Origin of the sequence: Microbacterium sp. XT11, from assembly GCF_001513675.1 — a bacterium.
GTDB lineage: Bacteria > Actinomycetota > Actinomycetes > Actinomycetales > Microbacteriaceae > Microbacterium.
Window position 1 is genome coordinate 1,332,807 of record NZ_CP013859.1, and the last position, 18,951, is coordinate 1,351,757.

Genomic DNA, 18,951 nt, shown 5'->3' on the forward strand with positions numbered 1-18,951 from the left:
GAGGAGAACAGGAAGCATCACGCTCATGACAATGACCCCAGAACAGGCCGCCTGGTTCCAGGGCACCTTCACACGGCTGGTCGACAACGTCGACAAGGCCGTCAAGGGCAAGCGCGAGGTGGTCAGCCTCGTGCTCGCCTCGATGCTCGCCGAGGGCCACGTGCTCCTCGAAGACGCACCGGGCACGGGCAAGACCAGCCTCGCGAAGGCGCTGGCCGCGACCGTGCAGGGCACCAGCGCCCGCATCCAGTTCACGCCCGACCTGCTGCCGTCGGACGTGACGGGTGTGACGATCTACGACCAGCAGTCGCACCGCTTCGAGTTCCACCGAGGCCCGATCTTCGCCTCGATCGTCCTGGCGGACGAGATCAACCGCGCGTCGCCGAAGACGCAGTCGGCCCTGCTCGAGGTCATGGAGGAGTCGCGTGTCACGGTCGACGGCGTCACGCACGACACCGGCCGCCCGTTCCTGGTGATCGCCACCCAGAACCCCATCGAGCAGGCGGGGACCTACAAGCTCCCCGAGGCCCAGCTCGACCGGTTCCTCATCAAGACGTCCATCGGGTACCCCGACCTCGATGTCACGGAGAGCATCCTGGCCGGTGCTTCCGACCGCAACCCCGCAGCCGGTCTTCCCGCCATCATCACCACGAGCGCGGTCGCCGACATGGCAGACCTCGGATCGACCGTGCACGTCGAACCGGCCGTGCTCCGGTACGTGGCGGAGCTCGCCGAGGCCACGCGCGCCGACGCGGGCGTCCGTCTCGGCGTCTCGGTGCGCGGCGCGATCGCTATGGTGCGCATCGCGAAGATCTGGGCGGCTGCGCACGGCAGGCACTTCGTGCTCCCCGACGACATCAAGGCCCTCGCGCGTCCGGTCTGGCAGCACAGGCTGCTGCTCGACGCCGAGGCCGAGTTCGCCGGCACCACGAGCGACGTCGTCGTCGCGCGCGTGCTCGAGGCCGTCGCGGCTCCGCAGGCCCGAACGGCGGCGTGATGACGACGGAGGCACTCCAGACCGCGCAGACGGCGCCCGCCGAACCGTCCGCCGGGTGGCGCGACGTTGCGGCGGTCGTCGGCGCCCGCGTGCTGGCGCGCCTCCGCCTCATCGCGTCGGCGATCCGTCCGCTGGCGTGGGTGCTCATGGCCCTCGCCGTCGCCTTCTGGATCCTGGGCCAGACGGCGGGCTGGGCGGAGTTCACGATCGCCGCGGTCGTCGTCGCCATCACGGTCGCGGTGTGCGCGCTGTTCCTCGTCGGTCGCACCGCGTATGACGTCTCGCTCGATCTCGCCCGCACGCGCGTCGTCGTCGGCGAACGCGCCGTCGGCGCCCTGACGCTCGCGAACCGCGGGACGAGGGCGATCCTCCCGTCGCGCGTCGTGCTCCCCGTCGGATCGGGTCGCGGCGAGTTCGGCATCCAGCGCCTGGCACCGGGCGAGGAGGCGGAGGAGCTCTTCGCCATCCCGACCCACAAGCGCGGCGTCGTGAAGGTGGGGCCGGTGAGCGTCGTCCGCGGCGACCCGCTCGGGCTGTTCGAGCGCGCGCACCGTCGCGACGACCCGGTCGACCTCTTCGTGCATCCCAAGACGGTGCTCTTCGACGGACAGTCGCTCGGCTATCTCCGCGACCTGGAAGGACTCCCCGCGGCCGACCTCTCGCGCGACGACGTCTCGTTCCACGCTCTGCTGGAGTACCAGCCGGGCGACGACCTGCGTCACGTGCATTGGAAGTCGACGGCCCGCACCGGCACGATGATGGTCCGCCAGTACGAGGAGACCCGGCGATCGCACTTCGTGATCGGGCTGTCACGCTCATCGGGCGACTACGCGACCGACGACGACTTCGAACTGGGGATCTCGATCGCCGGGTCGATCGGCCTGCGCGCCATCCGCGACTCGCAGCGGGTCGACGTGCGCGTGCAGGGACGCGCGCTCGCCGCGGGCACGGGCAAGCAGCTGCTCGATTCGCTGGCGGCCATCGAGCACTCTCGTCCGCGTGACGGCGGCATCGGCGATCTCGCCGGGGTCGTGGCGCGCACGATGCCCCTCGCCAGCGTGGTGGTGCTGGTGTGCGGTTCGCGTGTCGGCGCCGACGACCTGCGCCTCGCCTGCTCTCGCCTCCCGTTCGGCGCCCGCGTGATCGCCGTGGTGGCCGACCGCTCGGCAGCTGCACCCGCTCTGCGTCGCATCGGCGATGCCGACGTCGTGACGATCGGCTCGCTCGAGCAGACCCCCCTCGCACTCCTGAAGGTGCTCTCATGACGTCCACGGTGCCCGAACGCACGACTCTGCCGCTGCGGCGCTGGGTGCTCGACATCGGCGTGTCGGCTCTCCTGATCGGCGTGTCGATCGCCGGCTTCTGGCCGACCTTCGCCGGCCCCTCCTACCTCCTCGCGGCGGTGGGCGGCCTCGTGCTCGGCCTCGCCATCGCCGCGGTCGCCGCCTGGCGCCGCTGGGGGATCCTCGTGATCGCCGGGCTGACGGTGGCCGCGTACTTCGTCTTCGGCGGAGCCCTCGCGCTGCCGCAGACCGCCATCGCCGGGGTCGTCCCGACGCTCGACACCCTGCAGCGGCTCGCCCTGGGCACGGTCACCTCGTGGAAGCAGCTGCTCACCACGGTCGCGCCCGTGTCGACCGCCGACGGCCACGCGCTCGTGCCGTTCCTGCTGTCGCTCCTGAGCGCGGTGATCACGGCATCCCTCGCCCTGCGCCTGTCGCACGTGGGCTGGGCGCTCATCCCGGCCGGTGCGATGCTCGTGCTCACGATCGCTCTGGGCACCCCCGAGCCGGCGTTCCCGGTCGCGCAGGGTCTGCTCTTCGCCGTTCTGAGCATCGCCTGGATGGCGCTGCGTCAGCTCTGGGCACCGCAGAACGCCGCCGTGTCGGTGGGTGAGGTCGATCCGTCCCGCGCGGCGCACATGCGGATGCGCCGGCTGCTCGCCGGCGTGGCGGTGCTCGCGGTCGCCGGCGGCGCGGGGGTCGCGGGGAGCGCGATCGCCGCACCGGCACAGCCCAGGCACGTGTTCCGCGACGTGATCATCCCGCCCTTCAACATCCGCGACTACCCCAGCCCGCTTCAGTCGTTCCGCAAGAACGTGCGCGACAACGCAGAAGACACGCTGTTCACCGTGCGCGGCCTTCCGGAGGGCGCTCGCATGCGCATCGCCGTCATGGATCAGTACGACGGCATGGTCTACAACGTCACCGACGGGGGCCCGGAGTCGTCGAGCGCCTTCACGCCGCTGCGCTCCAACATGGCGCCGGATGCCGAGGGCATCCCGGTGAGCCTGAAGGTGGAGATCGAGAAGTACAGCGGCGTGTGGGTCCCCGACGCCGGCGCCGTGTCGGAGATCGACTTCACGGGCGACCGCGCCGAGGAGCTGCGGCGTTCGACGTATGTCAACACCGAGACCGGCACGGCCGTGGCGACGTCGAAGCTCCGCAGCGGCGACGCCTACACGGTCGACACCGTGATGCCTGCGGAGATCGAGGACAGCCAGCTCGCCGACGCCGATTTCGGGAAGGTGGCGCTGCCGAAGCAGAGCAACGTTCCCGAGGAGCTCGCCTCGCTCGCGGCCGAGACCGTCGCAGGGGCCGAAACGCCCATCGAGCAGGTGCGCGCGCTCGAGACGTTCTTCGCCGAGGGGGGCTTCTTCAGCCACGGCCTCGAGGGTGAGGTGCTGTCGCGGGCCGGGCACACCGCCGAGCGCATCTCGACGCTCGTCGGCGGCGACCAGATGATCGGCGACGACGAGCAGTACGCGGTCGCGATGGCTCTGCTGGCGCGCGAGGTCGGCATCCCGGCCCGCGTCGTCATGGGGTATTACCCCGACGAGGAGGACGCGGACGACGCCGAGTTCGCCGCGACGGGCGACGACGTGCACGCCTGGGTCGAGGTGAACTTCGAGAAGTTCGGCTGGCTCCCCTTCAACCCGACGCCGCCCGAGGACAAGGTCCCGAACGACCAGAACACGAAGCCGAAGGTCGATCCCAAGCCGCAGGTGCTCCAGCCGCCGCCTCCGCCGCAGGAGCCGGTCGACCTGCCGCCGACGCTGCCCGACGACCGCAAGGGCGAAGACGAGTCGCTGAACATCCTCGGCATCCTCGGGGTGATCCTCGCCGTCGGCGGGATCTCGCTGGCGATCATCGCGCTGCTGGCGTCGCCGTTCATCGTGATCGGCGCGTGGAAGGCAGCCCGGCGTCGGTCGCGGCGCAACGCGGCGCGTGCCTCCGATCGCATCAGCGGGGGCTGGAACGAGCTGACCGACCGCGCCGTCGACTACGGCGCGCGCATCGCCCCCGGCGGCACGCGCGCCGAGGAGGCCGTCACCGTGGCGTCGACCCTCACCCTGCCCGAGGTGACGGCGCTCGCCGCACGAGCCGACTCCGAGGTGTTCGGACCCGACGAGCCGACGCCCGAGGACGTCGAGGCGTTCTGGGCGGAGGTCGACGGCATCGTCGGCGGCCTCGGCAAGGAGGCCGGGTTCTGGAAGCGCATGAAGGCGCGACTGAGCCTGCGCTCGCTCCTCGGGGGCACGGCCATCGCCGGCGGCCTGCAGAGTCTCCGCGATGCCGCGGCCGCGCGTGTGCGCCGTGAACCTGGCACCATCGAGAGCAGCACTGACACGACGTCCACCTCAGCCGAGAGCGAGGCATCATGACCACGGTCGCCTTCGACAGCATGGCGCCGATCTCGCGGCGCGCCATCGCGTACCTCATCGATGCCCTGATCGCGGGCGGCATCGCCGTGGTCGGCACCATCGTGCTGGCCGTCGTCGCGGCGATGACACGGCCGATCGAGAATCTCCTCATCGTGCTGCCCGTCGGGTACGGCGTGCTGCTGCTCGTGCTGCTCGCGTGGCTGCTCGTCTACACGCGCATGCAGGTCGGCGGCGGCTCGATCGGCATGCGCGCTCAGGGGGTGCGCCTCGTGTCGACCGACGGCACACCGCTGGGGTACGGCAGGGCGCTGCTGCGCAACGTGATCTTCGGTCTCGCGGCAGGCATCGTCGTCGGGTACTTCACGCCGCTGTTCGACGGAAGCGGACGTTTCCAGGGATGGCACGACAAGGTCGCCGGCTCCCTCGTCGTGGACGCGAGGCGAGCAGCTCCGCCGTCGGATGCCGCGCCCGCGACGTCGGCGATGCCGGTGGCGGCGCCCGCCTCGTCCCCGGCCGCGCAGCCGACGATCCCCGGCATCCCGGTGCCGTCCCCCGCGGCGTCGTTCGCACCGCCCGTTCCGCCGGTTCCGCCTGTTCCGCCTGTCCAGCCGACGCCCGCGCCCGCTGCAGGGGCGCCGACGGTCGACACGACCATCCCTGCGGCGTCTGCGGCTCCGGTCGTCGACCCGGCATCCTCCGCCCCGGTGCCTGCAGCACCCGTGGCGGCGGAGGGCTCGGTCATCGCATATGTGCCCGGCGTCAGCAGGCCTGAACCGGCGGCGCCCGCGCAGCCGGCGGGGCCGGCTGGTCATGCTCCGGAACCGGCCGCCCCGGTCGCGGCATCCGCGCCTCCGGTCCCCGCGTCCGCGCCTCCGGTCCCTGCGTCCGCGCCGACGGCTGCGGACGACATCGAGGACACCCGGATCAGCATCCCTGGCCATCGTCTGGTCTTCACATGGGATGACGGCACCAAGGTGCCCGTGTCTCGCCGCACGATCTTCGGCCGCAACCCCGCCCCCGAAGACGGCGCGGTGCTCATGCCCGTGCGGGACGAGACGCTGTCGCTCTCGAAGACGCACTTCGAGGCGGCCGCCGATACGTCCGGGGGCTGGGTGCTCGATCGGCACTCCACCAACGGCACCACCATCGTCCGCGACGGCCAGCGCATCGCGTGCCCTCCGGGGCAGCGCGTGCCGGTGCGGCTGGGCGACGCGATCGAGATCGGCGACCGCATCGTCACGATCGGCGGCTACGCGTGAGACCCGGCCTGATCGTCAGCAGCGGGTCGGCGACGCACCCGGGGCTGCGGCGCGCGCTCAACGAAGACGCGTTCCTCGCGAGCGCACCCGTCTTCATCGTCGCCGACGGCATGGGCGGACACGAGGCGGGGGAGCGCGCCAGCGCGACGGTCATCGAGGAGTTCGCGTTCTACATCGGCCGCACCGCCCTCGAGCTCGACGACGTCAGGGCGGCGCTCGAACGGGCGCGGGAAGGCGTCGAGCATCTGTCGACCTCGGGCAACGGCCGGGCGGGGACGACCTTGAGCGGCGTGGTCATCGCCTCGGTCGACGGCATGGGCTACTGGCTGGCGCTGAACATCGGCGACTCGCGCACCTATCGCCTCGCCGACGGCGAGCTGGAGCAGATCACCGTCGATCATTCCGTGGTGCAGGAGCTCATCGAGTCCGGCGAACTGACCCCGGAAGAGGCCGCGACCGACCGCCGCCGCAACATCATCACGCGCGCGATCGGGGCGAGCAGCACGGGCGACGCCGACTACTGGCTGTTCCCCGCCGAGCGGGGCGACCGCATCCTGGTCTGCTCCGATGGACTGACCGCGGAGCTCACCGACGCACGCATCCGTGAGATCCTGGCCACGACGCCGGATCCGCAGCAGGCAGCCGACGCCCTCGTGTCGGACGCGCTCGGGGCGGGCGGGCGCGACAACATCACCGTCGTCGTGGCGGATGCCGTGTCGGTCGCATCGCGGCCCGGCACGCTGCTCGACACGGAGACGCACATCGACATGGACACACGTCCGCGTGAAGCAGCAGGAGGGGTTCGCTGATGCAGACGATCTACCGGCCGGGGGAGTGGTACCTGATCGTGATCCCCGGCGCACTCGTGGCGCTCCCGCCCGACGTTCCGGGAGAGGTGGTGGCGCGACTGTGGGACCGCCTTCCCGCCGAGAAGACCCTGGCCACGGTGATCGACGTGCTCACCACGCAGGCCGGCGGGTCGTTCGCGGCGCTGCCGCCGTTCGCCGCCGCCGTGGCTGAAGGTGCAGACGTGCGCCTCGCCCTGCGCGGGGGAGTCGCCGCGCGGGTGAGCGGAGGGACGGATGCCGCGCAGGACTACTCCGGCTCGGAGGTCACCACGTGGAGCGAACGATTCGTCGGCGGCGCCACGCGGGTCGAGATCACCGTCGAGGAGTCGGATGCCGCATCCGCGCTCCCCGTGCAGTCGGGTGTCGTGCGTGCCGCGGCCGTCAGTGCGGAGCTCGAGGCCGGAGACGCCGACCCGCTCGTCGCGGTGCTCGGTCCTGCGCCGCTGCTGGAGCAGTCGGCGACGACAGGGTTCTCGGCCGCGGCGCTCGCCGGAGCCGTCGCGCCCCCGCTGGCCCGTTTCGGTACGAGGGGTGACGCCGCCTCTCTCGATTCGGTCGAGCAGGATGAGTCGGTCGAGCCCGCGGTGCCGGCTGAGCCGGACGCGCCGGGTGGAACCGCCGCGGCGGAGAGCGTCGATCCGGCGGCGGATGCCGCTGCTGATGACGCCGTCGCCGCTCCGGAGCCGCCGGACGAACCGGCGCCTGTCGACGAGCCCGCGCCCGTGGACGAGCCGGCGCCTGTGGACGAGCCCGCGCCTGTGGACGAGCCCGCGTCCGTTGATGAACCTGCGCCTGCGGACGAGCCCGCCGACTCGGCGGAGCACGACGCCCTCCTCGACGAGGGGATCACGCTCATCCCCACCGAGACTCTCGCGCCGCTGTCGGAGGAGGACGAGTTCGAGCAGCTGTTCGGTGAGACCGTCCATTCCGCGTCGAGCGTGGGTGTCCCGCCGCCTCCGCCGCTTCCCGGCGCCGTGCAGGGCGACCACGACGGCGCCACGATCTCGAGCGCCCAGCTGCGCGCTCTGCGGCAGCAGCCGCCCGTCGGCGACGACGCGCCCACCGCGGTGCTCCCTGTCGTCAGCGGGTCGGTCGGTCGCATCCGGTTCTCCACCGGCCAGGTCGTCACGCTCGATCGCACGGTCATCATCGGACGCAGGCCGAGGTCGACGCGTGCGAGCGGCGAGAACCTGCCGCACCTCGTGGCCGTGGAGAGCCCGCAGCAGGACATCTCGCGCAGCCACCTCGAGGTGCGCCCCGAGGGCGACACCGTGGTGGTCATCGACCTGCACACCACGAACGGCTCCACGCTGCTGCGACCGGGGGCCGACCCCGTGCGCCTGCACCCCGGCGAGCAGACGCTCGTGCTGTCGGGTGACGTCGTCGACCTGGGAGACGGCGTGACGCTCGTCTTCGAGGACCTGCCGTGAGCCGCCGCCCCTCACCCCCGCCCCAGCTTCCCGGATTCACCTACGTCGAGCCGCTCGGCACGGGCGGGTTCGCCGATGTCTTCCTCTACGAGCAGCAGATGCCGCGTCGCCGGGTGGCGGTGAAGGTGCTCCTCGCCGACCGTCTCTCCAGCGGCGCGGCGAAGGAGTTCGCCGACGAGGCCAACGTCATGGCGATGCTGTCCACGCACCCGGCCATCGTCACGATCTATCAGGCGGGCGTCGCCGGCGACGGCCGGCCCTACCTCGTGATGGAGTACTGCCCCCGACCGAATCTGCAGCTGCGCGCCCGCAAGGAGCCGTTCTCGGTCGCCGAAGCGCTGCGCGTCGGGGTGCAGGTGGCGGGTGCGGTCGAGACAGCGCACAGGGCCGGCGTGCTGCACCGCGACATCAAGCCCGCGAACATCCTCGTCACCGAGTACAACCGCCCCGCGCTGACCGACTTCGGCATCGCCTCGACGACGGGGGCGACGGGCGAGGCATCCGGCATGTCGATCCCGTGGTCGCCGCCCGAGTCGTTCGCCGAGCCGCCGCAGAGCGGTCCGCGCACCGACGTGTGGGCGCTGGGCGCCACGCTGTACACGCTCCTCGCGGGGCGTTCCCCGTTCGAGCGTCCGGGTGAGCGCAACTCCAGCGCCGACCTCATCGAGCGCATCGAGCGCGCGGCCCTCCCTCCTCTGGGTCGCCCCGACTCGCCCGCGAGCCTGCAGCGCGTGCTCGAGCGGGCGATGGCCAAGAACCCCGACGACAGGTTCCCCAGCGCCGTCGCGTTCGCCCGGGCGCTGCAGAAGGTCCAGATCGAGCTCTCGCACTCGGTGACTCCGATCGACATCGTCGACGAGCATCCGCCGGCGGATGAGCGTGAGGACGACGGCGACGGCCTCACGCGCGTGCGCGAGATCGTCAGCATCGATCCCGAGGCCTCCGCCCTCACGCGTCCGTCGGCCACGACGCAGCCGAAGGGGCCCGCGTTCGCGCCGCCCGAGTCGCCGCGATTCGAGTCGCCCGCACCGGTCGCGCCGTCGGCGTTCGAGCAGACCCAGATCCGGGTGCCGTCGGCGATGTCGCAGGGCGCAGGCTCGGATGCCGATGAGCGCACGATCCTGCGCGCCCCGGTCGTCGTCACGCCGGATGCCGCGGCACCTGCCCCGTCCGCGCCTTCCGTGACCCCGTCGTCGGAGGGTGCGGTCGGTGCCCAGGCCAGACCTTCGCGTCGAACGGGTCTCTGGGTGGGACTCGGAGCGGCGGCGGCGGTGCTCGTCGTGGCCGCGGTGGTGGGGCTCAACGCGCTGGCTGCCGGGCTCGCGCCCGAGCCGGAGGCGACGCCCGAGAGTCCGGAGCCGCAAGACGTGGTGTCGGACGTCGTGCCGAAGGTCGGCGAGCTCACCGGCAGTCGCACGGGCGATCAGGTGTCGTTCACCTGGGTCAACAAGGCACCGCTCGACGGAGACTCCTACATCTGGAACGTGGTGAATGTGTCGGGCGAGGTGGATCCGCAGCAGTCGACGGAGCCGGCCGCGCACTTCACGGCAGGTCCGGGTACTGTCTGCATCGATGTGATGCTCCGGCGCGATGACGGTCGTGCGTCGGAGCCGGCGAGGGGATGCGTGGAATGAGCAGCGCGAAGGGCGTGACGGTCGAGTTCGCCGGGGAGTACTTCCCGATCGAGCGCGGAGGGCGGTTCGTCGTGGGGCGTGAGGGCGACCTCGAGCTCGACGACAACCTCTTCCTGCACCGCCACTTCCTCGAGATCACGGATGCCGACGGTCTGTGGTGGCTCTCGAACGTGGGCACGCGGCTCACCGCCACCGTCACCGACTCGGCGGGAGGCGTGCAGGCCTGGCTGGCGCCCGGCGCCCGTCTTCCGCTGGTGTTCGAGAAGACCACGGTCGTCTTCAGCGCGGGGCCGACGACGTACGAGCTCACGTTGCACGCGGCCGAGCCCACATTCCGCGCCACCCGGCGAGAGCACGACTCGACCGGCGCCTCGACGATCGGCGACGTGCCGCTGACTCTCAGCCAGAAGCTGCTGATCCTCGCGCTCGCCGAGTCGCAGCTGCGGCGCGACGGCACGGGCATGAGCGAGATCCCGACCTCGGCGAAGGCCGCGGAACGACTCGGCTGGACGGTCACGCGCTTCAACCGCAAGCTCGACAACGTGTGCGACAAGTTCGATCGCATCGGCGTGCCCGGCATGCGCGGCGGCCAGCGGAGCTTCGCCACGAACCGTCGCGCGCGGCTCGTCGAGCACGTCATCGCGTCGCGTCTGGTCACCAAGGACGACCTGCCGCTGCTCGACATGGAGCACGCCGATGAGGGCGAGGGTGAGCAGGAGTGATCTGGGAGATCGACGATCACGCGCCCGTGGTCGAGGGGATCGACGCGCACGGACGGCCTGACCCCTCGTACGCCGCGGCCCTCGGGCTGATTCCGGCGCGCACGGGAGCCCGCGTGCTCGCCGCGCTGATCGAGTGGGTCGTCGGGGTCCTCATCGCGCTGCCGGCGATCATCGCGCTCACGCCGGTGCTGGCAGGGATCGTGAACGGGACGGATGACCCCGGTTCCTTCTTCGCCCGCAAGGATCTCGTCTGGCTCATCGTGGCCTTCGCGGTTTCGCAGGGGCTCATGCTGGCGTACCTGATCGTGCAGCTCATCCTGCACGGCCGTAGGGGAGTCACGCTCGGCAAGGCGATCTGCGGCATCCGCTCCGTCAACGTGCGCACGCTGGAGCGCCCGGGCTTCTGGCGGGGCGCCGTCGTGCGATACGTGGTCGCCTGCGCCTCGCTGATCATCCCGCTCATCGGCCCCCTCCTCGTCGTGGCGCTCTCCCCGTTCTTCGATGTCGAGAAGCGCGGGCGCGGATGGCTCGACCTGGCCGCCGCGACCTGGTTCGTCGACGCACGCCGTGGATTGAACCCCTACGACCAGAAGCGCATGCGCATCGCGCGCAAACGGGTCAAGACGCCGGAGATCGAGGATCAGGCGCCGCTGCCGTCGCTGGCGACGCCGGTCGACCGCGACGCGCCCGCCGAGTACGTGCCGAGCGCGCGCCTGTCTGGCGGCGTGATCGGCGCGCACCGCGCCGCACCGCCTGCGGGAGCACCCGCTCCCGCTTCGTCGGTGCCGTCGCTCGTCTCGGCGGTGCCGCCCTCGCTCGCGACCGGTGCTGCTGGGCCCACGCCCGGAGGCGCGGCCCCCGGTGCCGGGTCGCCGTTCGCTCCGGCTCCCTCCGCGCCCGCGCCGTTCACACCTCCGGACATCGCGCCGGTCGTGCCCGCGTCGGCGGCTGCGCCCGCACCGGCGGCTGAGCCGGCACCGGCGGCTGCGTCCGCACCGGTACCCGCGTCGGCGCCGGCATCCGCACCGGTATCCGCACCGGCGTCTGCCCCCGCCCCGGCCGCCGCCCCCGCCCCGGCCCCGGCGCCTGCCGCACCGGAGCAGGCGCCGCCATCTGCGCCCGCACCGTCCGATCCGAGCATCCGTGCGGTGCTCGTGCTCGACACGGGGCAGCGCATCGAGGTGCGCAGTACGACGCTCCTCGGGCGCTCGCCGAGCGCCGCGGCAGGCGAGGGCGACACCCAGCTGGTGCGCGTGTTCGACGACACCCGCTCGGTCTCGAAGACGCACATCGCCGTGATGCCGGCACGGCGCGGCGTCTTCGTCGTCGACAGGGCATCGACCAACGGCAGCGCCGTGGTGCGAGACGGCTCCGAGACCGCCCTTGCACCGGGGCACCCGGCCGAGCTGCGCATCGGCGATGTCGTGCGCTTCGGTGACCGCACGCTCCGGGTCGAATGGGCATGAGCGCCACGAACGAGACGCGCCGACGGCGCGGTGAGGACGGACGATGAGAGTCAAGCTGACCCTGCGGCGCCCCGCGGCTCCGCTCACGGACATCGTCGTGATGGCCGACTCCACCGCCACGGTGGCCGACGTGGCGCGTCAGATCGCGACGACCGACCCGCTGCGCAGCATTCCCGCCGCGCCCGGCGACGTGCTCACACTGTCGGTCGCGCCGCCGACGAGCGATCAGCTCACGATGCTCAGCCCCGACCTGCTCGTCGGTGACGCGCCGCTCGGCTCCGGCTTCCTCGCAGAGGTCGTGAACGTCGGTGCGCACCGTGCTGCGACGGGAACGGCGGGCGCACGCCCCGCAGCCGTGCTGTCGGTCGTGGCGGGTCCGGCTGCCGGACAGGAGTTCCCCCTCCCGGTCGGCCACTTCCTCATCGGTCGCGACCCCGCCAGCGACGTCGTCATCTCCGACCCGCTCGTCTCGAAGCGTCACGCCCGCATCGAGGTGGCGAGCACGTTCGTCGAGCTGGTCGACCTGAACTCCGCGAACGGCATCCTCGTCGACGGCGGGCTCGTGCAGCGCCTGCGGGTGATTCCCGGTCAGCGCTTCACGCTCGGCGACTGCGAGTTCGTCGTGCACCTCGTGAGCGACTTCGACGGCACGGCATCCGGTGATCCCGTGCTCGAGCGCGGCGGCGCGCTGCTGTTCAACCGCAGCCCGCGCGTGGAAGAGCGCTTCGCCGGGGAGGAGCTCGACGAGCCCCGCTACCCGCGCGACCAGGTGCAGCGGCTGTTCCCGTGGCCGATGCTGGTCGCCCCGATCCTCCTCGGCGCCATCACCTACTTCATGTTCGACAACCCGCGCGCGCTGCTCGTCGTGCTCATGTCGCCGCTCATGATGCTGGGCAACTTCGTTTCCCAGAAGACCAACCTGGGCCAGCGGCTGCGCAAGGAGGTCGAGTCGTTCGAGGAGCAGTTCGAACGTCTCGAGGAGAAGCTGTACCACGCGCACCCGCGCGAGCGGGAGGTGCGGCAGAACGAGGTGCCGGCGGTCGCCGTCGTGTTCGACGAGGCCATGCGTCTCGGCCCGCTGCTGTGGACGCGGCGCCCCGAGCACTGGAACTTCCTCGCGGTGCGACTGGGCGTGTGCGAAGACGCGTCCCGCACGCGCATCAAGCGCGCCGAGACCCCCGAGGCCCTTCCGGAGTACGTCGAGCGCGTCGACCGTCTCGAGGAGCGGTACCGGATGATCTCCGACGTGCCGATCCTGGAGTCGCTGCAGAGCGTGGGGTCCATCGGCGTCGCAGGGCCCACATCGCTCGCCAGCGACGCCCTCCGCGGCATCGCGGTGCAGCTGTTCGGCATGCACTCTCCGAACGAGCTCGTCACCGTCGCGCTCACCGAGCCGGGCTGGGCCAACGAGCTCGACTGGATGAAGTGGCTTCCGCACACGTCCAGCGAGCGCAACCCGTTCAAGGACGTCGCGCTCGCCGATTCCGCCTCCACGGGGGCCGCCCTGCTGAACGGCCTGGAGGAGATCGTGCTGCGGCGGTCACGTGAGGCGAAGTCGCAGCGTCCTCCCTACGGCGACGACTGGGATCCGATGCGCTACGGCACCGATGTGAAGCGCGCCGCCGAGGACGCGACCTTCCCCGGTCAGACGGCGATCCTCGTGGTCGTGACGAACGACGCCCCGGTCGACCGGGCGCGTCTCACGCAGATCCTCGAGCGCGGTGCGGATGTCGGCGTCTACGGCCTCTTCGTCGCGCCGGTCGTCGCCGCTCTCCCCGCGGCATGCCGCACGTTCCTCGACGTCAGCCGCGGGCTCGACGACGCGGTGGTCGGCACCGTGCGCAGCGGCGTCACGTACTCCGACGTGCGGGTCGAGGGCGTCTCGCACGCGTACATGACCATGTTCGCCAAGCGGCTCGCGCCCGTGGTCGATTCCAGCACGGTCGTCGAGGACTCGTCCGACATCCCGAACTCCGTGATGTTCCTGTCGCTCGTCGGATCCGAGATCGCCTCCGACCCCAGCGCGGTCATCGATCGATGGCGGCAGAACAACACGATCATCGACAGGTCGGGCGCCCCGCAGCCACGGTTGAAGAAGGCCGGGAACCTGCGCGCGATCATCGGTCAGTCGCAGACGGATGCCATGACGCTCGACCTCCGCAGTCAGGGCCCTCACGCTCTCGTCGGCGGCACGACAGGTGCCGGCAAGTCGGAGTTCCTGCAGGCCTGGGTGCTCGGCATGGCCGCGGCGCACAGTCCCGACCGGGTGACGTTCCTCTTCGTCGACTACAAGGGCGGCTCGGCCTTCGCCGACTGCGTCGACCTGCCGCACACCGTGGGCCTGGTCACCGACCTGTCGCCGCACCTCGTCAGGCGCGCTCTCACCAGCCTGCGCGCCGAGCTGCACCATCGTGAGCACCTGTTCAACCGCAAGAAGGCGAAGGACCTCCTCGAGCTGGAGAAGCGCCGCGATCCCGAGACGCCGCCCGCGCTCGTGCTCGTGATCGACGAGTTCGCCGCGCTCGCCGGTGAAGTGCCGGAGTTCGTCGACGGCGTCGTCGACATCGCCCAGCGCGGACGGTCTCTCGGCATCCATCTGATCATGGCGACCCAGCGACCGGCCGGTGTCATCAAGGACAACCTGCGCGCCAACACGAACCTCCGGGTCGCGTTGCGCATGGCGGACGAGTCGGACTCGAAGGATGTCGTGGACGACCCGGTCGCCGCGTCGTTCCCCCCGTCGATCCCCGGTCGTGGCATCGCGAAGACCGGGCCGGGGCGTCTCGTGCCGTTCCAGTCGGCGTACGCAGGCGGGTGGAGCAGCGACGAGGAGCAGGTCGCCGAGGTCAAGGTCGCCGAGCTGCGGTTCGGATCCACGCAGCTGTGGGAGGCCGAGCAGGCGCCCGAGTCCGACTCGCACGACGAGGACCTCGGCCCCACCGACCAGAAGCGCATCGTCGCGACGCTCGTGAAGGCAGCGGCGCAGGCCGGCATCCCCGCGCCCCGCAGGCCGTGGCTCGACGACCTGGAGCGTGCGGTCGACATCCGCGATCTCCCGGTGCTCGGCGACGGCCAGATCCTGCTGGGCAAGATGGACGTGCCGGAGCGTCAGCTGCAGGAGCCCGCGTACTTCCACCCCGACAAAGACGGCTCCCTGCTCGTCTACGGCACCAGCGGCTCGGGCAAGTCGACCGTGCTGCGCACCCTCGCGATCGCCGCGGGGTACGACCCGGCGCAGTCGAACGTCGAGGTGTACGGCCTCGACTTCGGCTCGGGCTCGCTGAAGAGCCTAGAAGAGCTGCCGCACGTGGGCTCGATCATCTCGGGCGATGACGCCGAGCGTGTGCAGCGCGTCCTGCGCTCGCTCTCGCGCGTGCTCGACGACCGCGGCAAGAGGTTCAGCGCCGCCAACGCCGCCAGCCTCACCGAGTACCGCGAGCTCACCGGACAGGCCGAGCCGCGCATCCTGCTGCTCATCGACGGGTTCCCGCAGTTCCGCAGCGAGTGGGAGTCGACGACGGCGCGGATGCCGTTCTACCAGACCTTCATGCGCATCCTCGGCGAGGGCCGTCCGCTCGGCGTGCACGTGATCGCGAGCGCCGACCGCTCGGGCTCGGTGCCCACCGCCGTGAGCGCCAACGTCTCGCGTCGCGTCGTGCTGCGCCTGGCCGACGAGACCGGGTACGCCATGCTCAACGCGCCGAAGGACGTGCTCGACGAGCGCTCGGCACCCGGCCGTGCGATCGTCGACGGGCTCGAGACCCAGATCGCCACGCTGGGCGGCACGCCGAACGTGGCGGAGCAGACGAAGCTGCAGGAGAAGCTCGCCGCCGACCTCCGCGCGGCCGGTGCCCGCGAGGTCGCCGAGATCGGCGCGCTCCCCACACGGCTCTCTGTGCGCGACCTGCCCGACCGCATCGGCGAGTTCCCGGTGCTCGGCGTCGCGGAGGACACGCTCGCCGCGCGCGACTTCGACCCCGTCGGCACCTTCGTGGTCGCGGGACCGCCGCTGTCGGGCAAGACGAACGCCCTCAAGGCGATCATCGGCTCGATGCGCCGCTTCGACCCCGCCGTGAAGCTGTTCCACTTCGGCGGACGCCGGGCGCAGCTCAAGGGGTACGCCGACTGGACGCGCAGCGCGGTCACCCCGGAAGACGCCAAGGAGCTCGCGAAGGAGATCGCCGAGATCGCCGCCGACGAGAGCGTGCCGGTGCGGATGCTCGTGGTCGTCGAGGACGTGCCGCAGTTCGCCGACGGCCCCGCCGAGCGTGAGATGAAGGCCATGTTCCAGGCGATCAACCGCAGCGACCACCTGCTGATCGGCGACGCCGACGTCACCCAGGTGACCAGCGGCTTCGGCTTCATCGGCGACTTCAAGGCCGGTCGCAAGGGCATCATCCTCAAGCCCGACGCCTTCGACGGCGACGCCGTGTTCAAGGTGCCGTTCCCCAAGGTCAAGCGCACGGACTTCCCCGACGGTCGCGGCATCTTCGTGCAGGCCGGCCGCCAGGTCACGGTGCAGATGCCGCTCGTGGAGGGGGACCGCCTCGGGTGAGGGGAGTCTCGCCGGATGGGGAGTTGTGCCCATCGCCGGCAGCGCGGGGAACTCTGTAACGTGATCGGAGTCGGAAGGGGACACCGGCGACGGGGGTCATCATGGCATACCACGACATCGACATCCCGATAGAGAGCATGCAGGAGCTAGAGAGGGCGATCAAGGACACGATCGCCGAGTTCGAGTCTGCGACGAAGAACAGCGAGGCGTTGGAGAGCGCCATCGGGTCGCCGCTCGGTCGCTCCGAACTGCGGTCGCAGGCGGAAAGGTTCGAGAGCGCCTGGGACGATAAGCGAGACACTCTGAAGGGGCATTTGGTAGACCTTCTGGAGCGCGTGTCGGGGACGAGGCAGTCCTGGTCCGAGCTCGACGAGGAACTGACGACAGCGCAAGAGGTCTCAGATGGGAGGGACGGATAGTGACGGTCAACGGGCCTCAGTATCGGACGACCTACATGCTGCCCTCGGCCCGCGGTCGAGAGTTGCGCCGCATCGAGGGCGACGGCGATGACATCGCCGCGCGTGGACGCGCTATGGAGGATCTGGGCGAGCGGATGCAGAAGGCAGCCAATGCCCTGAGTCGCATCGCCGACGGCAGCGTGGGCAAGGGTCTGACTCCCGGGCGATGCCCTGGTCGAAGTGTTCGTCGCCGACAGCTCGGCATCCCATCTCGACGACATCCCGCTCGAACAGGAGGCAGCGTTGCCGCAACGGATTCACGACGTCTCTTCCGACTCGCTGGGCCAGGGACGTGCGGTTGCGACCCTCGTCGCGCTCGATGACGGCGCGACTCTCGGCCAGATCCGTCATCAGTTCCTGCACGAGGGAGTCTTTGTCGACGTCACCGCCGCATCGACGGATTTAGGTGTGCTCGGCGCGTGCGTCGATGACCTGGAGACGCTGTCGACCGGCGTGGTTGTGCGTCCGGTAGGGGCCGTGCAATGAACTCGTTGAGAGAGGAACTGCTGGGGATCGAGGGTCTGCCCACCATGCGGGTTCTCATCCCCGCGGGGTGGCGATCTCTCCCGCTCACCGAAGAAGGACTCGACGAGTTCGCGCTTCAGTACAGGACGGTGCTCATGCGCGCCCACCGTCCTGATCTCGATGCCGAGCTGACCGGCATGCTGCAAAAGTGGGCTCGTGAGCTCAGGGAGGAAGGAGGGCGATTCGCGATCCTCCCCTTGGACCTCCCCGAGGGAAGCGTGCTCCCGATGTCTGTGACCCTCTCGGTGGTCTCTGGAATCAGTGGGCGGACGCTCGACGAATGGGTGACGATGACGATCCGGCAGGGCGGTGCGTCCTTCTTGGATGATCGTCGGACTGTCCTCGCCTGGCAGAGCAGCGCCTCGCAGGGCGAGGCGCTCGAGGCGCGCACGCACACCTACCTCATCCCTGTCCCTGGGACAAAGCGGAGTAAGGCTGTGTTGCTCTCCGGTGTGGAACTGGTGTCTTCGCAGGAGTCCGACGACACCGTGCGGCGGGACATGGCAAAGATGCTCTCGCCCGTCCGTCTGATCGGTGCTGACGACGACGTCATCCGGGTCGCCGAATGCGCCCGATCGGCCATCGATGCCGACCCGCAGTTGGCCAGGGAACTCCTGCCGGGCCTTGCTTCCCTCTGGCGGGCGAGGCAGGCGGCTGTGACACCGCGCACACCCATACCCGTCCACCACCCGCCTGCGGCGGATGGGTCACGCGGCAGTGCGAAGGCCGGCGTGCTGTGGTCTGTTCTCCTCGGCGCGGCACTCGTCTCCATGCTCGCTTTCGCCTGGGTGCTGGCTCCGCCCGTGCGCGGATTCGCCTTCGCGACCGGGGCTGCCCAGTCCGTGCTCGTCGTCGCGGGGCCGCTCGCGTTGCTCCTGCTCGTCATCGCGGTCGTGGCCGACGTCCACGCGAGCGCGGCCCAGGTGCGCCAGGCCGTCCTCTGGGCCGGAATCGTCGAGGCGATCTCGACCTTCGTCGTTGTGTATCGCCTCATCGTCGGATCGTCTCAGGGGACGGCCTTGCCTCCGGAGCAGATGGTGATCTGGTTCGCCTGGTGCGTGCTGCTGCTCGCGCTCCTCGGCGTCCTGATCACTCGCTGGAACCGCAGGGCTCGGGCCGCCGAAGAATCGATAGGAGCGTCGTGGTGCGGCGCTCCCGACCAGCGCAGCGACTCTCGACGAGTCATCGCCGTGGCCCGGGAGCTCGCGAAGAAGACTGCCAGCGTACCGGCCGTCACGGCGACGTGGGAACGGTCGCTCGCGGAGCTGCCAGGAGTCGATGACGCGACGATTTCACAAGCCAGAACGCTGGGTCCGATCTCCTGGCTGGTGTGGACGGTGTATGACGGCGACCTCGACGTCCGCACGCTCAGGATCGGGTGAGGCGCGAAGTT

Annotated in this window: 13 protein-coding genes; all 13 read left to right on the forward strand. The window is 70.8% G+C overall.

All coding sequences use genetic code 11. The features are described from left to right. Positions 1-25 precede the first annotated feature (25 nt). The 13 genes from AB663_RS06150 (at position 26) to AB663_RS06210 (ending at position 18,940) form a co-directional block, all read left to right on the forward strand. Positions 26-997: an AAA family ATPase gene (locus tag AB663_RS06150; protein WP_067196781.1), complete on the forward strand. Its 972-nt coding sequence runs from the start codon at positions 26-28 to the stop codon at positions 995-997. Continuing rightward, positions 997-2,262: a DUF58 domain-containing protein gene (locus tag AB663_RS06155; RefSeq protein WP_067196784.1), complete on the forward strand. Its 1,266-nt coding sequence runs from the start codon at positions 997-999 to the stop codon at positions 2,260-2,262. Before AB663_RS06150 ends, AB663_RS06155 begins: the two co-directional genes overlap by 1 nt. Next, entirely contained in the window at positions 2,259-4,661 is a 2,403-nt protein-coding gene (locus AB663_RS06160; RefSeq protein ID WP_067196787.1) for a transglutaminase domain-containing protein, read from the forward strand. The genes AB663_RS06155 and AB663_RS06160 overlap by 4 nt, the downstream gene beginning before the upstream one ends. Next, positions 4,658-5,920, forward strand: a complete 1,263-nt coding sequence (locus AB663_RS06165; RefSeq protein ID WP_067196790.1) for an RDD family protein — start codon at positions 4,658-4,660, stop codon at positions 5,918-5,920. The genes AB663_RS06160 and AB663_RS06165 overlap by 4 nt, the downstream gene beginning before the upstream one ends. Next, positions 5,917-6,729 carry a PP2C family protein-serine/threonine phosphatase gene (locus AB663_RS06170; protein ID WP_083511139.1) on the forward strand — a complete coding sequence of 271 codons (813 nt, stop codon included), beginning with the start codon at positions 5,917-5,919 and terminating at the stop codon, positions 6,727-6,729. The genes AB663_RS06165 and AB663_RS06170 overlap by 4 nt, the downstream gene beginning before the upstream one ends. Beyond that, complete coding sequence (locus tag AB663_RS06175; RefSeq protein ID WP_067196793.1) at positions 6,729-8,198, forward strand: FHA domain-containing protein; 1,470 nt, start codon at positions 6,729-6,731, stop codon at positions 8,196-8,198. The genes AB663_RS06170 and AB663_RS06175 overlap by 1 nt, the downstream gene beginning before the upstream one ends. Next, positions 8,195-9,832 carry a serine/threonine-protein kinase gene (locus tag AB663_RS06180; protein ID WP_067196796.1) on the forward strand — a complete coding sequence of 546 codons (1,638 nt, stop codon included), beginning with the start codon at positions 8,195-8,197 and terminating at the stop codon, positions 9,830-9,832. Before AB663_RS06175 ends, AB663_RS06180 begins: the two co-directional genes overlap by 4 nt. Continuing rightward, the gene (locus AB663_RS06185; RefSeq protein WP_442922668.1) at positions 9,829-10,554 is read left to right on the forward strand and encodes a hypothetical protein; all 726 of its coding nucleotides are present in this window, start codon (positions 9,829-9,831) and stop codon (positions 10,552-10,554) included. The genes AB663_RS06180 and AB663_RS06185 overlap by 4 nt, the downstream gene beginning before the upstream one ends. Then, positions 10,551-12,020: an RDD family protein gene (locus AB663_RS06190; RefSeq protein ID WP_067196802.1), complete on the forward strand. Its 1,470-nt coding sequence runs from the start codon at positions 10,551-10,553 to the stop codon at positions 12,018-12,020. Before AB663_RS06185 ends, AB663_RS06190 begins: the two co-directional genes overlap by 4 nt. Before the next feature lie 43 nt (positions 12,021-12,063). After that, on the forward strand, positions 12,064-16,575 hold the full coding sequence (locus tag AB663_RS06195) for an FtsK/SpoIIIE domain-containing protein (RefSeq protein ID WP_067196805.1): 4,512 nt from the start codon (positions 12,064-12,066) through the stop codon (positions 16,573-16,575). Positions 16,576-16,676: 101 nt separating this feature from the next. Next, positions 16,677-16,994 (forward strand): hypothetical protein, encoded by a 318-nt coding sequence (locus AB663_RS06200; RefSeq protein WP_067196808.1) that lies wholly within the window; start codon positions 16,677-16,679, stop codon positions 16,992-16,994. 219 nt (positions 16,995-17,213) lie between these two features. Further along, positions 17,214-17,519 (forward strand): hypothetical protein, encoded by a 306-nt coding sequence (locus tag AB663_RS06205; protein ID WP_067196811.1) that lies wholly within the window; start codon positions 17,214-17,216, stop codon positions 17,517-17,519. After that, on the forward strand, positions 17,516-18,940 hold the full coding sequence (locus tag AB663_RS06210) for a hypothetical protein (RefSeq protein WP_067196815.1): 1,425 nt from the start codon (positions 17,516-17,518) through the stop codon (positions 18,938-18,940). Before AB663_RS06205 ends, AB663_RS06210 begins: the two co-directional genes overlap by 4 nt. Positions 18,941-18,951: the final 11 nt, after the last annotated feature.

Coding starts and splice junctions, on each gene's coding strand:
- AB663_RS06150 (WP_067196781.1), top strand. CDS start 26: ATGACAATGACCCCAGAACAGGCCGCCTGGTTCCAGGGCACCTTCACA.
- AB663_RS06155 (WP_067196784.1), top strand. CDS start 997: ATGACGACGGAGGCACTCCAGACCGCGCAGACGGCGCCCGCCGAACCG.
- AB663_RS06160 (WP_067196787.1), top strand. CDS start 2,259: ATGACGTCCACGGTGCCCGAACGCACGACTCTGCCGCTGCGGCGCTGG.
- AB663_RS06165 (WP_067196790.1), top strand. CDS start 4,658: ATGACCACGGTCGCCTTCGACAGCATGGCGCCGATCTCGCGGCGCGCC.
- AB663_RS06175 (WP_067196793.1), top strand. CDS start 6,729: ATGCAGACGATCTACCGGCCGGGGGAGTGGTACCTGATCGTGATCCCC.
- AB663_RS06185 (WP_442922668.1), top strand. CDS start 9,829: ATGAGCAGCGCGAAGGGCGTGACGGTCGAGTTCGCCGGGGAGTACTTC.
- AB663_RS06195 (WP_067196805.1), top strand. CDS start 12,064: ATGAGAGTCAAGCTGACCCTGCGGCGCCCCGCGGCTCCGCTCACGGAC.
- AB663_RS06200 (WP_067196808.1), top strand. CDS start 16,677: ATGGCATACCACGACATCGACATCCCGATAGAGAGCATGCAGGAGCTA.
- AB663_RS06210 (WP_067196815.1), top strand. CDS start 17,516: ATGAACTCGTTGAGAGAGGAACTGCTGGGGATCGAGGGTCTGCCCACC.